Origin of the sequence: Rhizobium sp. ARZ01, from assembly GCF_014851675.1 — a bacterium.
Classification (GTDB): Bacteria; Pseudomonadota; Alphaproteobacteria; order Rhizobiales; family Rhizobiaceae; genus Mycoplana.
Window position 1 is genome coordinate 625,889 of the sequence record NZ_JACVAE010000002.1, and the last position, 18,214, is coordinate 644,102.

The 18,214-nt window shown below is 62.3% G+C and carries 17 protein-coding genes; 8 read left to right on the plus strand and 9 right to left on the minus strand.

The features are described from left to right. Window positions 1–34 precede the first annotated feature (34 nt). On the minus strand, window positions 35–1,633 hold the full coding sequence (locus tag IB238_RS17155) for a peptide ABC transporter substrate-binding protein (RefSeq protein ID WP_192249485.1): 1,599 nt from the start codon (window positions 1,631–1,633) through the stop codon (window positions 35–37). A 102-nt stretch (window positions 1,634–1,735) separates the two neighbouring features. Beyond that, entirely contained in the window at window positions 1,736–1,981 is a 246-nt protein-coding gene (locus IB238_RS17160) for a hypothetical protein (protein ID WP_192249487.1), read from the minus strand. A gap of 227 nt (window positions 1,982–2,208) precedes the next feature. On the opposite strand from IB238_RS17160, the gene IB238_RS17165 reads away from it, so the two are divergent. The 3 genes from IB238_RS17165 (at window position 2,209) to IB238_RS17175 (ending at window position 5,176) form a co-directional block, all read left to right on the plus strand. Next, complete coding sequence (locus IB238_RS17165) at window positions 2,209–3,234, plus strand: histone deacetylase family protein (protein ID WP_192249490.1); 1,026 nt, start codon at window positions 2,209–2,211, stop codon at window positions 3,232–3,234. A gap of 133 nt (window positions 3,235–3,367) precedes the next feature. Next, complete coding sequence (locus tag IB238_RS17170; protein ID WP_192249493.1) at window positions 3,368–4,030, plus strand: OmpA family protein; 663 nt, start codon at window positions 3,368–3,370, stop codon at window positions 4,028–4,030. Window positions 4,031–4,264: 234 nt separating this feature from the next. Next, complete coding sequence (locus tag IB238_RS17175) at window positions 4,265–5,176, plus strand: EamA family transporter (RefSeq protein ID WP_192249496.1); 912 nt, start codon at window positions 4,265–4,267, stop codon at window positions 5,174–5,176. 16 nt (window positions 5,177–5,192) lie between these two features. On the opposite strand, the gene IB238_RS17180 is transcribed toward IB238_RS17175, so the two are convergent. Together IB238_RS17180 and IB238_RS17185 are read right to left on the minus strand one after the other, a co-directional pair. Next, window positions 5,193–5,660: a truncated hemoglobin gene (locus IB238_RS17180; protein WP_192249499.1), complete on the minus strand. Its 468-nt coding sequence runs from the start codon at window positions 5,658–5,660 to the stop codon at window positions 5,193–5,195. After that, entirely contained in the window at window positions 5,576–6,556 is a 981-nt protein-coding gene (locus IB238_RS17185) for an EamA family transporter (protein ID WP_192249502.1), read from the minus strand. Before IB238_RS17185 ends, IB238_RS17180 begins: the two co-directional genes overlap by 85 nt. 67 nt (window positions 6,557–6,623) lie before the next feature. Between IB238_RS17185 and IB238_RS17190 the strand changes: the two genes are divergently transcribed. Further along, window positions 6,624–7,118, plus strand: coding sequence for a MarR family transcriptional regulator (locus IB238_RS17190; protein ID WP_192249756.1), 495 nt, complete (start codon window positions 6,624–6,626; stop codon window positions 7,116–7,118). Window positions 7,119–7,151: 33 nt separating this feature from the next. On the opposite strand, the gene IB238_RS17195 is transcribed toward IB238_RS17190, so the two are convergent. The 3 genes from IB238_RS17195 to IB238_RS17205 all read right to left on the minus strand — a co-directional run bounded on the left by IB238_RS17195 (window position 7,152) and on the right by IB238_RS17205 (window position 11,269). After that, complete coding sequence (locus tag IB238_RS17195) at window positions 7,152–7,751, minus strand: NAD(P)H-dependent oxidoreductase (RefSeq protein WP_192249506.1); 600 nt, start codon at window positions 7,749–7,751, stop codon at window positions 7,152–7,154. Then, a complete protein-coding gene (gene xseA / locus IB238_RS17200; protein WP_192249509.1) occupies window positions 7,748–9,361 on the minus strand; it encodes an exodeoxyribonuclease VII large subunit in 1,614 nt (537 codons plus the stop codon). Before xseA ends, IB238_RS17195 begins: the two co-directional genes overlap by 4 nt. 66 nt (window positions 9,362–9,427) lie before the next feature. After that, the gene (locus tag IB238_RS17205; RefSeq protein WP_246723692.1) at window positions 9,428–11,269 is read right to left on the minus strand and encodes a hypothetical protein; all 1,842 of its coding nucleotides are present in this window, start codon (window positions 11,267–11,269) and stop codon (window positions 9,428–9,430) included. A 144-nt stretch (window positions 11,270–11,413) separates the two neighbouring features. On the opposite strand from IB238_RS17205, the gene IB238_RS17210 reads away from it, so the two are divergent. From IB238_RS17210 to IB238_RS17220, 3 genes are read left to right on the plus strand one after another with little or no spacing between them, the layout of a single operon-like run. Further along, complete coding sequence (locus IB238_RS17210) at window positions 11,414–12,424, plus strand: glycosyltransferase (RefSeq protein WP_192249515.1); 1,011 nt, start codon at window positions 11,414–11,416, stop codon at window positions 12,422–12,424. A gap of 18 nt (window positions 12,425–12,442) precedes the next feature. Then, window positions 12,443–13,162, plus strand: a complete 720-nt coding sequence (locus tag IB238_RS17215) for a class I SAM-dependent methyltransferase (RefSeq protein WP_192249519.1) — start codon at window positions 12,443–12,445, stop codon at window positions 13,160–13,162. Beyond that, a complete protein-coding gene (locus IB238_RS17220; RefSeq protein ID WP_348648259.1) occupies window positions 13,159–13,524 on the plus strand; it encodes a transporter in 366 nt (121 codons plus the stop codon). Before IB238_RS17215 ends, IB238_RS17220 begins: the two co-directional genes overlap by 4 nt. A 65-nt stretch (window positions 13,525–13,589) precedes the next feature. Here the strand turns inward: IB238_RS17220 and IB238_RS17225 are convergent, their stop codons facing one another. Next, on the minus strand, window positions 13,590–14,576 hold the full coding sequence (locus tag IB238_RS17225; protein WP_192249522.1) for a Gfo/Idh/MocA family oxidoreductase: 987 nt from the start codon (window positions 14,574–14,576) through the stop codon (window positions 13,590–13,592). A 166-nt stretch (window positions 14,577–14,742) separates the two neighbouring features. Here IB238_RS17225 and IB238_RS17230 point away from each other — a divergent pair, with 166 nt between their 5' ends. After that, the gene (locus IB238_RS17230; RefSeq protein ID WP_192249525.1) at window positions 14,743–15,693 is read left to right on the plus strand and encodes an aldo/keto reductase; all 951 of its coding nucleotides are present in this window, start codon (window positions 14,743–14,745) and stop codon (window positions 15,691–15,693) included. Between the two features lie 88 nt (window positions 15,694–15,781). Here the strand turns inward: IB238_RS17230 and pheT are convergent, their stop codons facing one another. Next, entirely contained in the window at window positions 15,782–18,208 is a 2,427-nt protein-coding gene (pheT, locus tag IB238_RS17235) for a phenylalanine--tRNA ligase subunit beta (protein ID WP_192249528.1), read from the minus strand. Window positions 18,209–18,214: the final 6 nt, after the last annotated feature.

The window sequence follows — 18,214 nt, forward strand, 5'->3', positions numbered from 1 at the left end:
CGCAGGAAAATCTCCCGCGCGCCGCCTCTTCTTGTTATTCGGAAATGCTCAGGAACCGGCTCAGATGCTGGTTGGCGGCATTGTCGCTCCAGCCCTTGACGCGGCCGGAGACCAGCCACAAGTCAGCCGACGTCATGAACGGAGCCACCGGCTGATCCTTCATCAGCAAGGCCTCGGCGTCGTGCATGGCCTTCGAACGGGCGGCCGGATCGCGCTCCTCGTAGGACTTCTTCATCAGCGCGTCATACTCCGGGTTCTCGTAGTGACCGTAGTTGAAGGTCTTGTTGGAGCTCAGGTTGAGCGCCAGGAAGTTCTCCGCATCGGCGTAGTCGCCGGACCAGCCGGCACGCGCGACGTTGAACTTGCCGCCTTCCTGCAGGTAGGCGTAGTGCGAGGACACGTCGAGGTTCACCAGCGAGACGTCGGCCTTGAAGGTGTTCTTCCACATATCGGCCACCGCCGTCGCCACGCGTTCGTGGTTCGGGTTGGTGTTGTAACGGATCTCGATCTTCAGCGGCTTGCCGCCTTCGCCGTAACCTGCCTCCTTCATCAGCTCGAGCGCCTTGTCTTCGCGGTCGAGTTGGGACATGTCGGCAAAGTCGGCCTTGGACGGATCGCCATAGCTGTCGATGCCGGGCGGCACCATCGAGTAGGCCGGGATCTGGGCGCCCGAATAGATCTCCTTTGCCAGGAAATCACGGTCGACGGCCATGGAGAGTGCACGGCGGACGCGCACGTCGCTGTAAGGCTCCTGGCGGGTGTCGAAGGCATAGTAGTAGGTCGCCAGAGCGGGGGCAACATGGACCTGGTCGCCATAGGCACCACGCAGGCGGTCAATCTGGTCGGCGGAGAAGTTATAGACGAGGTCCATTTCCTTCGCCTCGAACCGGCGAACCGAGGCGGCCTGATCGTCGATCGGATAGAAGACGACCTTGTCCAGCTTGACGTTTGCGGCATCCCAGTAGTTCGGGTTCTTCTCGGCGACAAGATTGTCGTTCGGAACATGGCTGACGAGCTTGAACGCTCCGTTCGACACCATCACGCCCGGTTTGACGAAGTCGGCGCCATTCTTTTCGACGCTGGCCTTAGAAACCGGCAGCGCGGTCTGATGGGCCAAGAGTTCGAGGAAGAAGGGGGTCGGACGCTCGAGCGTGATCTCGACGGTCTTCTCGTCAATCGCCTTGATGCCGAGGTCCTCGGGCTTCATCTCGCCCTTGTTGACCTTTTCAGCGTTCTTGATCGGGTAAAGGATGTTGGCGTATCCGGCGGCTGTCTTCGGGTCCTCGACGCGGCGGAACGAGAAGACGAAGTCTTCGGCCGTGACCGGCGAACCGTCCGACCACTTGGCATCCGCGCGCAGCTTGAACGTGTAGGTCACGCCATCGTCCGACAGGTCCCAGGTCTCGGCCGCACCCGGGACGATCTTGCCGGTTGCGTCATAGATCGTCAGACCCTCATACAGGTCCTTCAGGATGAATTCTTCGATATTGATCGAGGTGTGTGCCTGGTCGAGCGTCTGCGGCTCGCCGGCATTGCCGCGGTGAAGGACGGCCTCGGCGAGCGCCGGGCTGCTGGCCATCAGGACCGCGCCGAGCACGAGTGCTGCGCGTAGGTTGAGGAGACGAGATGCCATGTTATATTTCCCTCCCATGTGTTTTGCATCGATATCGCGGAGTGAATTCCAGAAATTTCGGGAAAGCAAGGGAATTTGCGACGCATTTCGCCGATTCTTACCTCAATCGGTGCAGTTGAACGTCAGGATTGCATCTCGCGATTCTACCGTTTCAAGCGGTGTTGAAATGGCGCGATCAGCCTCAATCATGGCGCGGAGAGACCCGTCGCGCAAGATTCGGAATGAATAAGTGCCGTTTACGTAATATGTGAAATCGGCGGCGCCATTCTCGCTGCATCCAGCTGAAAAACGTCTTTCGATCGATTGCTGATAAGAGCCAACATACAGGGCCAATTCGAAACCGGCCATCAAGCATATGCTACCTTTAGTAGCATCTCGCTCTGTGGACGCAGCGCCCCAATCCGAGCGCGACTATGCCCCACGAGCAAGATTTCCAGCCGTAGTCCGCATTAAAGCGCGTGGCAGACGCCCCCGGCCTTCGCGCCGCATGCCATTGCAGGCAATTTGTCGCGCCTTGCCACAAACGGCGCTTCAAGGCTAACGTCCGCGCAACCAAAGCAGGGGAGCATATGGGAATGCGCGTAATTTTCTCCGAGGATCACAAGCTCAGGAACGCCAAGACAGAACTCTACGGTGGCGAACACGTGCCACCGTTCGAGGCACCGTTCCGCGCGGAATGGATCCTCACTGCGGTGAAGGAGGCCGGTTTCACCGACGTCGCCGCCCCGGCCCGGCACGGGCTCGATACGGTCCTTAAGGTCCACGACGGCGGTTACCTGAAGTTCCTCGAAACCGCCTGGGATCGCTGGAAGGCCGCCGGATACAAGGGCGAGGCGATCGCCACTTCCTTCCCCGTGCGCCGCACCTCGCCGCGCATCCCCACCGACATCGAAGGTCAGATCGGCTACTACTGCAATGCCGCAGAAACGGCGATATCGCCTGGTACCTGGGAAGCTGCGCTTTCCTCCATGTCGTCGGCGATTGATGGCGCCGATCTCGTTGCCGCCGGCCACAAGGCTGCCTTTTCGCTTTGCCGACCGCCGGGACATCACGCCGGCATCGACATGTTCGGCGGCTACTGCTTCATCAACAATGCCGCCGTTGCCGCCCAGCGCCTCCTCGACAAGGGCGCGAAGAAGGTTGCCATCCTCGACGTCGACTTCCACCACGGCAACGGCACGCAGGACATTTTCTATGAGCGCGGCGACGTCTTCTTCGCCTCACTGCACGGCGATCCAGCCGAAGCTTTCCCGCACTTTCTCGGCTATGCGGAAGAAACCGGCAAGGGTTCTGGCGCCGGTACGACGGCCAACTATCCGATGGGAAAAGGCACCCCTTACAGCGTCTGGGGCGCGGCGCTGGGGGATTCGCTGAAGCGCATCGCAGCCTTCGGGGCGGAAGCCATCGTCGTCTCGCTTGGCGTCGACACCTTCGAGAAGGATCCGATCTCCTTCTTCAAGCTGACCTCGCCGGACTACATCACGATGGGCCGGACGATCGCCGCCAGCGGCGTGCCGCTTCTCGTGGTCATGGAAGGCGGCTACGGCGTTCCGGAAATCGGCCTGAACGTCGCCAACGTCTTGAAGGGGGTGGCGGGCTGACGCCCGCCTCATTTTTCGATCCGCTCCCAGCCGGGTTTGGCGGAATTTGGGGATAGTCCGCGATCTTTCATGTTGCTGCCGCAATCGCTAGTTTGAAGCAGAATCAAGACAAACGCTCAGGAATCGGGTTTTCATGTACAAGAAGATTGCAATCGTTTCGCTCTCCGCCATTTATCTCTCCGCCTGCACCACGGCCGATCCCTATACCGGGGAACAGAAGGTCTCCAACACCGCCGGCGGCGCGCTGATCGGCGCAGGCCTCGGTGCTGCATCCGGCCTTCTGATCGGCAACAACCCGGTACAGCGACGCAATGCCGCCCTGATCGGCGCAGGCGTCGGCGCGCTCGCCGGCGGCGCGATCGGCAACTACATGGACAACCAGGAAGCAGAGCTTCGCGCACAGTTGCAGGGCACCGGCGTCTCGGTGACCCGCGCCGGCGACCGCATCATCCTCAACATGCCCTCTAACATTACCTTCGCCACGGACCAGGACCAGATCGTACCGGGCTTCTACCCGACGCTCGACTCCGTCGCGATCGTGCTGCGCAAGTTCGACAAGTCGCTGATCGATGTGGACGGCCACACCGACTCAACCGGAAGTGCCGCGCACAACCAGGCCCTCTCGGAGCGGCGCGCCTACTCTGTTGCGAACTATCTCGGCTCGCGCGGCGTTGACCAGCGCCGCATTTCCGCGATGGGTTACGGCAAGGATCGCCCGATCGCCTCGAATTCTTCGGCGTCCGACCGCGCTCAAAACCGTCGCGTCGAGATCTCGATCTCGCCGCTGAAGGGCTGATGACCCAAACCCGAGGGGGCGCAATGCGCGCGCCCTCGGGTTCCGCAAACCAATGGGCACCACTCATCCACGCCTCTCCCAGAGCGTCCCTTATCCTCACGGCGCGACAGCCGTACGCGCAGCGACCGGGGTGCATTGGCACCATCCATCAGTTTGACTGAATATTGAGCTCACCACTATCAATTTGAAGAACAGCAGCCTCTTGGGGTAGAAGTACCTCCGGGAGGAACTGCGATGGATCAAAGAGTGGCGACGAACAGTCCCGGAGAAATTGGCAATGCGGTGCGCGGTTTGCCGTCCGACCGCACTGCCTTGCTGAGCGGTGTTTTGTTCTGCCTGCTTTCGATGTCGAGCGTGCAGATCGGATCGGCTCTATCGGCCGATTTGATCGCCGCCTACGGCCCGTTCGCCACCAGCTTCCTGCGCCTTCTGTTCGCCGCGCTGATCCTGATGGCGGTGCTGCGCCCACCGATCCGTTCCTACAGCCGCGCGCAATGGAAAAGCGCGATCCTCCTTGGTATCACCATGGCGGCCATGACGGTCTGTTTCTACGGCGCGATCGCGCGCATCCCACTGGGCCTGACTGTAGCCATCGAATTCCTCGGACCGTTGGCCGTTGCTAGCTTTGGTCTGGTTGGCTGGCGGCTGGTCTGGCCGGTTGCGGCACTCGCCGGGGTCGTGCTCCTCTGCCACAATGGCGAGAGCTGGACCATCGACACGGCCGGACTTTTGCTCGCCGCTGGCGCAGGCGTCGGCTGGGGTTGCTACATCGTCCTCATGAAACGGTCCGGCAAGCTTTTCCCCGGACTGGAAGGACTGGCGATATCGCTGCTGGTCGCAGCCATCGCGTGCGCTCCCGTTGGACTGCTGCAGATACCGAATATGATGTCACCGGCAGTGCTGTCGACGATGCTGGGCTTGGCGATCCTCGTGCCGCTGCTGCCCTATGCGCTGGAGATGATAGCACTCAGGCGCATGCCGATCGCCGCGTTCGGCATTTTGATGAGCCTGGAGCCCGCAATCGGCGCGCTTGCCGGCTTCCTGATCCTGCACCAGCCGATGACGCCACTGCAGATGCTGGGGACTGCGCTTGTTGTTGCCGCAAGCGCCGGCGTCACCATCGGTGCGAAACCGACGGCTACCTAGGACGCAGTCGAGGCGTTCAGGCCTTCGTCGCGGCCGGGTCGTCATCCGCCGGATTGTAGAACAACGACAGCACCAGGCTGCGTGCGATCCGCTCCGCTGTCGCCATGAACCAATCCTTGGCCTCCTGTGACGGGGCAATGTCGTCCAAGGTCGCGGAAAACAGCCCGAGCCACACCTGGAACAGCGGCGGGTTGAGGTTGGCGACGCCCTGGTGCGCCATCACCGGCTTGCCTTCATATCCGCCGTCCTTGAAAGCTACGGCGGACCAGAAGCGCTTCATCCGCTCCATATGCTCTGACCACCGACCCGAAAGCCGCGCATCGAACACGGGGCCGAGTTCGGGATGGGTCCGCACGCGGCCATAAAAGGTATCGACGAGCACTGGGATGAACGAGGCGGTCACGCCGATCCGGGCCATCTCTTCGGTCGCCCGGCTGCGGATCTGTTCGAATTGGGAGCGGCGGGCGCCTTCGGCTTTGTCCATGACCCGAAAATAGGCAAAGGACGCCGGGTCTGCAATTGCACACTTCGCCGCGGTGCCTGCGCCAATTGGCTCAACCAGACGCTTGCCAGAACCACGACCATGCCGGCGATCTGCAAAGCAGTCAGGCTCTGGTCCAGGACGCTCCAGCCAAGCCCCACCGCCACAAGCGGGCTGAGAAACCCAAGCGGCGCGACGGCGGACGGCCCAAGCCGGGAAAGACCGCGAAACCAGAGAATGTAAGTGAAGGCCGCGCCGATGACCCCGAGATAGAGAAGACCGAGGAGGTTGGCCGGGGCGAGCGGCGGCAATGGCGGCTCGACCAGAAGGACCACCGGGATCAGGAGGATACCGCCGGCGGTCAGTTGCCATGCCGTGAACGTCAGTGGCGAGACCGGCGGTTCCCAGTGCCGCGACAGTACGGTTCCGAACGCCATGGAAACAGCGCCTGCCAGGCCGGCGATGATCCCGATCAGGTCGAGGCTCGCGCTGGGGGTGAGGACGAGCAGGGCGACGCCGCCTATGCCGGCAACCCCGGCTACAACCGAAAACACACGGATGGGCGTACCCATGACGAGCCGTGACAGCCCGATCACGATCAACGGCTGTATGGCGCCGACCGTTGCCGCCACGCCACCCGGCAGGCGATAGGCGGAAACAAACAGCATTGCCCAGAAGAAGGAAAAGTTGAGCGCACCGAGCAGGAACGTGCGCGGCCACCAGATCCCCTTCGGCAACTGGCGGACGATGAGCAGGAGAAGCACACCGGCCGGCAGGGCCCGCAGCAGAGACACCGTTAGCGGATAGCCCGCCGGAAGGAATTCAGTCGTGACGATGTAGGTGCTGCCCCAGATCGCTGGTGCGATCGCCGTCAGGAGCACGTCATGTAAGCGGGCCATGATGTAACCTCATTTATCTTGACTTCAAGATAATGCGTTTTGCCTTGACGTCAAGATAATTTGCGCGATAGTCGGCAGCATGGATCACGTCGACAGAATTCTCGCCCAATGGAACCGCGAACGGCCCGACCTTGACGTCGGCCCGATGGGGCTGCTTGGCCGTTTCGGTCGCGTTCGTGCGCATCTGTCGCGCGAGATCGAGCACGTGCTCGCCGCACACGGCCTTTCCGGTGCGAGTTTTGATGTGCTGGCGACGCTGCGCCGCTCAAGTGCGCCCTATCGGCTCTCGCCCGGAGACCTCCTCGCCACGACCATGGTAACGTCGGGCACCATGACAAACCGCATCGACCAGTTGGAAAAAGCCGGCCTGGTCGAGCGTGTGCAAAACCCGCAAGACGGTCGCAGCGTGCTGATCAGCCTGACCTCGAAGGGGTTGGCACTGGTGGATGAGGCGGTGACGGCCCACGTCGAAAACCAGCACCGCCTTGCAGCGGCGCTGAGCCCGGCGGAACAGCGCGAGTTGGATGCTTTGCTTCGAAAATTCCTTGCCGCCTTTGAGTGAAGGCAGGCACATCAAAGACAATCGCGTGAGTGATCAAAACCGGGTGACGAGCGCCTTCACGCGTTCGATATGAGCGTTTCGCTTTGCTTCATCCGCGCGATCCATGTCGTGCAGCGTTACCATTCGAAAGTCGACGCCCTTGGCGCAGAATGCGGCGATCCCCCGCTTGAGGAGGCGCCGGACGGGATCGCCCATGTAGAGACGCGCGACCCACCATGGCGAACCGGTGGTGGTGAAGGCCCAGAACAGCTTGATGTTCGACAGGCGCGGGATGATGCGCCCGCCCTTCGGGTCGTTGTCGAAGGCGACACCGGGCACGAAAACACGGTCAAAGAACCCCTTCAGTATCGCCGGGAAATTGAACCACCACTGCGGGAAGACCAGCACGAGACCGTCGGCAGCCGTGAGCCGCTCGACGAGCGGGGCTGCCGAACCTGGATCGTACCCCTCGACGAAGTAGCTCAAGCGCTCGGCGTCGCTCAGCCGCGGATCGAAGTCTTCGCGGTAGAGATCGAGCAGGTCGACCTCATGCCCAAGCGTTTCGAGCGTCGTGCAAACCGCTGACGCTACGCCTGCGGCAAAGCTGTCTTCCAGCGGGTGGGCGAGAACGACGAGAATGCGTCTGCGGCTCAAAACAGCGACCCCTGCTTGGACGCATCGGGGCCAGCCGGCGGCGGCTTTGTGGCTTTTCTTTTCTGTGGCGTGGCTTGGACCGGCGTAGGAGCATCCTGCACCGACCGTGCACCAGCGACCGCATCTACGCTGCCGTCGGCAAAGGTAATGGAAATGGCGGTCCCTTCAGCGACTTCGGCCGCCTGCTTGACGGCATGCCCCTCCTCGTCGCGTACGAGCGCATAGCCACGGCTAAGCACATTCTTGTAGGATAGTGACTGCAAGACGCGATCCTGGGCCAAGACCAGGGCCTTGCGGCGCCCAATGTCGCCGGCAAGCGCCGTGTCTGCACGCAATGCGAGGCCTCTCAGGCGATCACGCGCGCTCCCGGTGCGCACAAGGATGCGGGAGGGGGTGGCTCGCAGTGCCGCGTCGAATGCGGCCAGCCGGGCCCGGTTCTGATCAATACGACGCTCTACCACGCGTTCCGCCCGGCGCAGGACATCGGTCAGCCGCTGGCGGCGCTCCGCAATACGGCCGGCAAGCAATTCCGGTCTCAGATGAGCCGCCGCGCGCTCGAATGCTCGCCGCTTGTTGACGGTGTTCATATGCAAGCCTCGTCCGAGGCCCAACGCCGCCTCATCGAAGCGGCGGCGCGGAAGTGCCAGCAGTTGGTCCAGCGACGGCAGCGCACGGGCGAGCGCACGCAGGCCCTGGCGGCGCGCGTCCATCTGGCGAGTGGCTGCTCCCTTCAAGCGCGCGGCCAGTGCGGCGACGGCTGCCTCCAGATCGGCCTTCACCGGTACGGCCATTTCGGCTGCACCGGTCGGAGTGGGGGCACGCCGGTCGGCGGCGTGGTCGATCAGCGTCCAGTCCGTCTCGTGCCCTACCGCGGAGATCAGCGGGATCTGGGAGGCTGCGGCCGCACGGACCACGCTCTCGTCGTTGAAACTCCAGAGGTCCTCCAGGCTTCCGCCGCCGCGTGCCACGATCAGCACGTCCGGGCGGGGGATCACACCGCCCACTTGAAAAGCGTTGAAGCCACGGATCGCCGCGGCAACCTCTTCGCCCGAGCCATCACCCTGAACCTTGACGGGCCAGACGAGCACGTGAACCGGAAAACGATCGGCAATGCGGTGCAGGATATCCCGGATGACCGCACCTGTCGGCGAAGTGACGACGCCGATGACGTGCGGCAGGAACGGCAGTGGTCGCTTTCGACCGACCTCGAACAGGCCTTCCGCTGCAAGCTTGCGCCGGCGTTCTTCGAGCAGCGCCATGAGCGCCCCGGCACCGGCCGGTTCCAGCGTCTCGATAACAATCTGGTACTTCGATGATCCCGGGAATGTGGTGACCTTGCCGGTCGCGATCACCTCCATGCCCTCTTCGGGGCGGAAGCGCAGCTTTGAGAAACTGCCCTTCCAGATGACGGCGTCGATCCGCGCCCGATCGTCCTTCAGGCTGAAATAGGCGTGGCCGGAAGAATGCGGGCCGCGATAGCCGGAGATCTCGCCGCGCACCCGCACCTGGTCGAATGCCTGCTCGACGGTACGCTTGATCGATCCGGAAAGCTCGGAGACCGAGTACTCGGCAAGATTGGTGGGCGAATCGTGGTTCGGAAACATGCTCATGGCCCATTCTTATCGTCCCGACGGTCCGTGGCCAGCGGAAAGACGCAGTAGAGGCGCAGTTTTCCGTCAGTTCGCGTCAGCCTGGGCTTCGGGCCTGACGCGATAAACCTGCAACTGAGAGTCGCCATTTTCGACCCGTTGCAGATAGGCCGGGGCATCGCCTGCAATCAGGCGCGCATACAGTCCCTGCGGCTCAGCCTTGGCAATCATCTGCACCTGACTGTCGGTAGGGCAGAAGGCCAGTAACGTGACCCCTGCCCCACGCAGGAAGGCTTCAGCCTGCCGCGGTTCGGAAAGGCCTATGTGCAACTCCGTCAGCATGCCACCCTGATTGCGATGATAGGGTGCCGAAAGGGCGCGGTGCCCCGTAAAGCGCAGTATTTCTGCACCAAGATCTGACGCCGCGGCTACTACACCGACCGGCTCTGCTGCGAGCGCCACCATCGACTCGCGACTGCCGCAGGAGGTGGCCGTCGTCTCGGGCGCAGAAGCGGAAGGCGAGCTGTAACCCACCAGCTTCGTCATTGCGAAACCCGACACCGCCCAGGCGGAGGGGACGCAGGCGAGCGTAAACGCCGCAAAGCCCAATCCGCGCTTCAAGTTCCTCGTATCAGCATTGGCCCGGCGGCGCAGGTCCGAAATCGCGAGTGCGAGCGGCGGCATTGCGAAAAGGTTGGTGAAGACATTCCCCCGAACCTGGACCAGAGAAATGATCATGGACATCGCAAGCAAGGCCAGAAACGTCAGGTGGGCTTCGCTCTTGTCGCGCCGTTGAATCCGGAACAGGCAAACGGCCATTGCAAGCAGCCCCGGAAGATAGAAAGCACCGATTGGAACGGGGTTATATTGCCATTGACCAAAGACGGACTGGGCCTCGGTGACGTTGGAGAGCCAGAAGGTGTGCAGCATGGGATCAAGATCGGCAAGCGGGCTTCGCAGGCAGTTCGGCGCGATCGCCAGCACGGCGATTGAAAGCACGGCCCCCGCCCCTACAAGCGCCAAAAGCCGCATTCCTCCGCTCCACCGGCTGGCGAGGGACGCTACGAGGAAGAGCGCCGATCCCCCAAAGGTTGCAAGCGCATAGAAGCCATAGGAAAGAGCGTCGCAGGTAACCTCGCGATAGTGGGCAGGCGCAATGGTGGCAAAGAAGGCGAAAGTCGTCATGGATGCCAACGCCAGGCCAAAGGCGGCCGCGGCCCGACGGTAAGCCTCGCCGTGCCACGCCCACCGAAACGCGACGACTATGCACACGACAGCAATCAGCGGGGTTGTCTCCGCACCGATCGCGATCGCCAGCGCGCACAGAATGCCGGCCGTCGCATAGCTGCGCGCCCGGTGCAACGGATCCACCAGCATCGCCGCGATGATTGCCAGCAGGACCAGCTGGACATTGTGATGATCGATTGCGCCCGGGTGGAAGCGACCAATGGATATGACCTGGATCGTCGCCAAAACGAGCGATGCATGCATCGCCACGCGACCACCAAGATGAAAACCGGCAAGTCCGATCCCGAAAAGAAGCGGCCCGATCAGCAACAAAGGCCAGACGGCTAGGGCCACAGCTTCGGCTTGCTCCGGCGCAAGGACCAGACCATAGACCTCGATCAGATTGGCGATTGGAAGGTCTATGAAGCGCGACCAGTGCATCGGCGTGCCTCCTGCAAGGCCGAGCCGATACTGCGTCATGTCGAACCAGCCCTGGCCGGCGAGCAGGTCGCGAACCTCGACCAGGCGCATCGCATCGTCATTGTCCGGCCCTACATAGTCGGTCGCGAAGGGCAGTGCACTGACCAGCACGCAGACAATCGCGAGAAGCGTATAGAACGCGATCACGCGCAACGGAAATCGTGCCGTCTCCTGCACGGACGGCACACGCCGGACAGGCGCTGCATGCAAACCCGACGCCATGTCCGTCATCCGGCTCCCCGTCCCGCTGTCAATTTTCCGAGACGAAACCTAGCCTTAACCTTCTCAAGAAATAGTAAAGCGCGCGGGGCGTGGAGCGCCTGCAACCTCGCAACGATCGGTCTCAGGCGACACGCGGTATCCACTATGACGGAAGGTTCACCAGTGGCGCTGGATTTGGCAGTCCTCCTGCCCTGCTACAACGAGGCGCAGACGATCAGCGCCGTCGTCACCGGTTTCAAGTCGTCGCTCCCCGGAGCTCGGATTTACGTCTACGACAACAATTCGACCGACGGCACGGCGCTGCGCGCGCTTCTTGCCGGCGCAACGGTCGTGCGCGAACGCCGTCAGGGCAAGGGCAACGTGGTGCGGCGGATGTTTGCGGACATCGATGCCGACGTCTACATCATGGCCGACGGTGACGGGACCTACTCGCCAAACGACGCCCAGAAACTGATCGACACGCTGCTGTCCGAACGGGCGGATATGGTCGTTGGCACTCGTCGTGGCGTGCATGCCGATGCCGGCAGACAAGGCCACGCCTTTGGCAACCGAATATTCAATGTGCTGTATCGCACGCTCTTCGGCACCGATTTCACCGACATCTTCTCCGGCTACCGCGCGTTCTCCCGGCGCTTTGCCAAAAGCTTCCCGGCTCTTTCCGCTGGCTTCGAGATCGAAACGGAAATGTCTGTACATGCCTCGCGCCTGAAGCTCCCGATCTGCGAAATCGAGCTCGACTACGGCCGCCGCCCGGAGGGATCGCACTCCAAGCTGTCGACATTTCGCGACGGAGCGAAAATTCTCTGGATGTTCGCCATGCTGATGAAGGAAACGAGACCCTTCACCTTCTTCGGGGCATTCAGCGGCCTTTTCATGCTGGCAAGCCTTGTTTTCATGGCGCCGGTCCTGGCGGAGTATTTCGAGACCGGTCTCGTGATGCGCATGCCGACATGGGTACTTTCGATGGCGCTGATGATGATCTCGTTCCTGGTCTTTTCTGCCGGCTTGATCCTTGATTCGCTCGCACGCGCACGAAACGAGCAGTTGCGGATGCATTACGTAACGCTGCCGGCCAATGCATGGATGCTGACCGAGTTCTCGACTGGTGCGGACACTGATGGGCACATGCCCAAGCAGCCCGACGTTGCGGCCTAGCTGCGAAAGGAAAGACACGTGAACAGGGAAACGACCAATCGCATCCGGTTCGTTATCGAAGACCTGCTGCCGCCGATCCTACGCGACTCCGCCTTGTTTCGAACCGCCGCAAAGCTGGTCTGGGGAGACCACATCGTCAAACTAGCGCGCTTTCGCGAGCGGGCGCCCTTCCTTTCGTCAGACGAATACGAGGATCTCTATCGGCATCATCCCCGCGTCCACGCCGGCACGGACAACTCCGCCGCCTGCATCGAACGTATCGTCGAAGAAATCGACGGAACAAGCGTCTGCGATGTCGGCTGCGGGACCGGCGCGCTTCTCAGCCACATCCAGGCTGCCAATCCCAGCCTGACCCGTCTGACTGGCGTCGATTTCGTCGTCGACGATGCCGCCAAGCTCGACGGCGTGGAATATGTCGCCGCCATGATCGAGGCGCTGCCATTTTCCGACAACGAATTCGACACGATCGTCTGCACCCACGTGATCGAGCACGTTCTGGACTATCGCAAGGCGATCGCAGAGCTACGGCGCATAGCCCGCAAACGCCTGATCATCGTCGTCCCGCGCGAGCGCGAATATCGCTACAGCTTCAATCCGCACTTCAATTTCTTTCCCTATACCCATTCCTTCCTGCGTGCGGTCCATCCGGTGCCGCAGAAGCATGTCTGCGTCGATATCGGACGCGACATTTTCTATTGCGAGGAACGAGAGCAGATCGAACTGGAGAAGGCAGCGTGACGCTGGAGAACCACGGCCCTGCCCTTTGGTTCGGCTTGCTCGGAACACCGCTCCTTATTGCGGCGGGTCAGGTCCTCTTCAAACTGACCAGTGCGACCACTGGCGAATTCGGTCCGCGCGGACTTGTTCATTTGCTGTTCAACCCGCTTATGATCGGTGCGCTTGCCATCTATGGCATCGGCACCGTCATCTGGATCTTCGTCCTGAAGTCCGTGCCGTTGACAATCGGCTATTCGTTCATGGCGCTGACGTTCTGTTTCATCCCGCTGCTGGCGAGCATCTTTCTGGGGGAAACGCTGACCCTTCGCTATTTTGTCGGGGCGTTCCTGATCATCGGCGGGATGGTCGTCATTAACAGTTAAGAGCGTCGCGTTCGACGCGCGACGCCCTTTGTTGCTGCGCGCTTGGGTGGATACATTTGGCGGCTTCAGACGCCTTCCCAGCCGTCTTTCTCGCTGGCGCGATAGATGGCGTCGATGAGTTTCTGGTTGTTCACCGAATTTTCGAGCGTCACGATCTCTTCCTTCTCTCCTATCGCCGCCCGGGAGAAGGCCTCGGCCTCCAACCTGTACTGCCGGGCATCCTGGAAGCGGAACAGCTGCGACTGGGAATGGTTCTGGTTGGTCAGTTCGAGTTCCTCAGAACCGTAGCGGTCGGCGTTGAAAGGTGACTTGACCTCGATGAAGCCCTTGTCGCCGTGGAACACCATGACCTGGCGGGCGGCAAGCTGGGTGGAGATGTAGAAGCTGAGCTCGAAGTCGCCGAAATCGGCGCGTACGCTCGAGTAGATATCGGTGCCGAATTCGGGGTCGCGCTCGGTCGTCGCCTGCACGCGAAGCGGCTCCTTGCCGGTGACGAAGCGGGTGGTGATCGTCGGGTAGACGCCGATGTCCGGCAGTCCACCGCCGCCAAGCTCCGGGATATTGCGCATGTTGCCGGGATCGCGGTTAAAGTAGGTGAAGGCCCCCTGCACGTGCCGGAGCCTGCCGATCGCGCCGTCCTTCAACAGTTCGCGCACCTTGCGCCAAACCGGGCTGTAGGTGACCATGTAGGCTTCCGACACCAGCACCTTGTTGCGATCGCGCGCGGCAATCAGCGCGTCGATCTCCGATGCTTTCAATGCAATCGGTTTCTCGCAGAGCACATGCTTGCCAGCGTCGGCCGCCTTGATCGTCCATTCGACGTGCTGAGAAGTCGGCAAGGGAATGTAGACGGCATCGATCAGGTCGGACGCCAGCATTTCCTCATAGGAGCCGAACGCGTGCGGGACCGAGAAGCGATCCGCCATGGCGCGCGCCTTGGAGAGGTCCCGGCTGGCGATCGCTGTCACGACGCAGTTCTCCGCGTCCTGGATGGCGGGCACGACGAGTTCGCGGCCGATCTTGGCCGTCGACAGGATACCGAAGCGCAGCATGGGGAGTCCTCCTGAAATTCCGGTGCAGCCTAGCCCCGAGGTACGTACCTAGCAAGGGCGGCAACTGGGCAAACCAACCAAATCGATACGTGCAATCGAAACGATGCCGCCCTATGCTTGATCGATAGCCCCCCCTTTTTACATCACGAATTCCTGGAGAAATCTCATGCAGACACGCCCGCTTGGCCGCACCGGCCTCGACATCGCGCCGCTCGTCTTCGGCGGCAACGTCTTCGGGTGGACCGCGGATGAGAAGACGTCGTTCTCGTTGCTCGACGCCTTCACCGGCGCCGGCTTCAATGCCATCGATACGGCGGACGTCTATTCGTCCTGGGTGCCCCGCAACAAGGGCGGGGAATCCGAGACCATCATCGGCAACTGGCTGAAACAGTCGGGACGTTCCCGCGACAGCGTTGTGCTGATCACGAAGGTCGGATCCGACATGGGCCAGGGGCATCGTGATCTGTCGAAGAAATGGATCCTGCAGGAGGTCGAAGCCTCGCTGAAGCGCCTGCAGACCGATCACATCGACCTGTACCTTTCGCACTGGCCGGACGAGCACACGCCCTACGAGGAGACGCTCGAAGCACATGCCGCGCTCGTAAAGGCCGGCAAGGTACGCGCCTTTGGTGCTTCCAACTTCGATGCCGGACAACTGCAGGCATCCTTCGACGCAGCGGACAAGGCAGGCCTGCCGCGCTACGCCGTCTTGCAGCCGGAGTACAACCTGTATGACCGCGCCGGCTTTGAGGGCCAGCTTGCTTCGTTGTGCCAGCGCGAAAACATCGGGGTGATAACCTATTTCAGCCTCGCATCGGGCTTCCTCACCGGGAAGTACCGCTCGATCGCGGACACCCAGGATAAGGCGCGCGGCGAAGACATCGAGAAATACCTCGACGCCCATGGTCTGCGAATTCTCGCCGCACTCGACAAGGTCAGCGCCGAGACACGGGCGAAGCACGCGGAGATCGCGCTTGCCTGGCTGATGGCGAAACCGGCCGTCACCGCACCGATCGTCAGCGCCACCACACTGGCCCAACTCGACAGCCTGGTGAAGTCGGCCAACCTTCAGCTGTCTGTCGACCATATGGCCGCGCTCGACGCCGCGGGAACCTGATCGCGGCGGCCAGACGGCTGGCTCGCAGATGAAAACGGGGATGGGCAAAAACCGATCCCCGTTTTGTTGTCATTCGGCATCCGCCTTGTCAGGCGCGCAAAGTTCCGCCGGTCGCCTTGGCGACATTGGCGACGATCTTCGCCGTCAGCGCCTCAAAATCCTCGTCGGTCAGGGTCTTATCGGTCGGCTGGATGACGACCTCGATCGCGAGTGACTTCTTGCCCTCGCCAAGCGAAGCGCCCTCGAACACGTCGAAGACATTGACGGCCGTCACCAGCTTGCGATCGGCGCCGAAGGCCGCGCGCTGCACCGCGCCGGCTTCCACGGCCTTGTCGACCACGAAGGCGAAGTCGCGCTTGACCGCCTGGAAGGGCGAAAGCTCCAGCGCCGGCTTGGTGCGGGTCGCCTTCTTCTTCGGCTCCGGCATGGCGTCGACGAAGATCTCGAAGCCGCAAAGCGCGCCGGAGACGTCGAGGGTCGCCAGGGTCTTCGGATGGAACTCACCGAAATAGCCGAGCACGATCTTAGGGCCCATCTTGATGGTGCCGGAGCGGCCGGGGTGGTACCAGGCGGGACCGCCCGGCTCGATCTGCACATTGCCCGTTGGCAGGCCGCAGGCCTCGATCACGGCAAGTGCGTCGGCCTTGGCATCGAAGACGTCGACCGGCTTGCCGCCACCCTTAGCTGCATTCGACCAAAGCCGGCCAGCTCCGGCCAGCGAAGCCGTACCGCGGCGCACACCGCCGGCAACGCGGCGCTGGCCTTCCGGGCGGTCGTTTTCGTAGGTACCGGAGACCTCGAAGATCGCGACGTCCCCATAGCCCTTGTCGGCATTGCGCTGTGCAGCCGTCAGGAGGCCCGGCAGCAGCGAGGGGCGCATGTCCGACATGTCGGCAGCGATCGGGTTCGACAGCGCCAGTTCCGGCGCGCCACCACCGAAGAGCTCGGCCTGCGCCTTCGGGATGAAGGACCAGGTGACGGCCTCCATCATGCCGCGCGAGGCGAGCGCGCGCTTCGCCAGGCGCGAGCGGATCTGCAGCGTGGTGAGGATCTTGGTGTTGACGCTCGTATGGCTTTCGAGCGGGGCGGCGTGGATGTTGTCGACGCCGTGGATGCGCATCACCTCTTCGACGAGGTCTGCCTTGCCGTCGACGTCCGGCCGCCACGAGGGGACCGAGACCGACAGCCGTTCGCCGGAGCCGGACACGCCAAAGCCGAGCTTTTGCAGGATGTCGCGGCCTTCTTCCGAGGACACTTCAAGCCCCGTCAGGCGCTTGACCTCGGAGACCGGGAAATCGACGTTCTTCGGCTCGTAACCCTTGTAGCCGACCACATCCGCCGAGGCTGCGATGCCACCGCAAAGTTCGAGGACGAGTTCAGTGGTGCGCTCAAGGCCGGGGACCATGTATTCCGGATCGACGCCGCGTTCGAAGCGGTAGCGCGCATCGGTGATGATGCCGAGCGTGCGGCCAGTCTTGGCGATGTTCATCGGATCCCAGAGTGCGGACTCGATCAGCACGTCGGTCGTGTTCTCGTCGCAGCCGGAATGCTCACCGCCCATGACGCCGCCGATCGACTCAACACCCTCGCCATCCGAAATCACGACGTTGGCGGGCGAAAGCGTGTATTCGCGCTGGTCGAGCGCCAGCACCGTCTCGCCTTCCTTGGCGCGGCGGACGGTCAGGTTGCCGTTGACCTTTGCGGCGTCGAAGACGTGCATCGGCCGGCCCTGGTCGAAGGTCATGTAGTTGGTGATGTCGACCAGCGCGTTGATCGGACGCAGGCCGATCGAAAGCAGCCGCTGCTGCATCCAGCGTGGGCTCGGGCCGTTCTTCACGCCGCGCACGAGGCGGAGCGCGAAGCCGGGGCAAAGATGCGTATCCTCGCCGAGCTCAAGGGCCACCTTCACTGGCGTCTCGCCTTCAACCCTGAAGCTCGGCGCCTTCGGCGCCTTCAGCGTGCCGAGGCCGGATGCGGCCAGATCGCGGGCAATGCCGAAGATGCTGGTGCAATCGGGGCGGTTCGGCGTCAGGTTGATCTCGATGACCGGATCGTCGAGGCCGGCGTAAGCCGCAAAGCTCGTGCCGACGGGCGCGTCAGCCGGAAGCTCGATGATGCCGTCATGACTGTCGGACATCTCGAGTTCCCTTTCCGAGCACATCATGCCGCGGCTTTCGACGCCACGGATGTTGCCGACGGAGAGGGTCACGTCGATGCCGGGAACATAGGTGCCGGGGGCTGCGAAGGCGCCGATGAGGCCCTCGCGCGCGTTCGGAGCGCCGCAGACGACCTGCACGGGCGCGCCGATACCAGTGTCGACCATCAGCACGCGCAGCTTGTCGGCGTTCGGGTGTTGCTCGGCGGAAACGACCTTGGCGATCACGAAAGGCTTGAACGAGGCCTTGTCATCGACCTCTTCGACTTCCAACCCGATCGAAGTCAGGCGTTCGCAGATCTGTTCGAGCGAGGCGTCCGTTTCCAGATGCTCTTTCAGCCAGGAGAGTGTGAATTTCATGTCTCT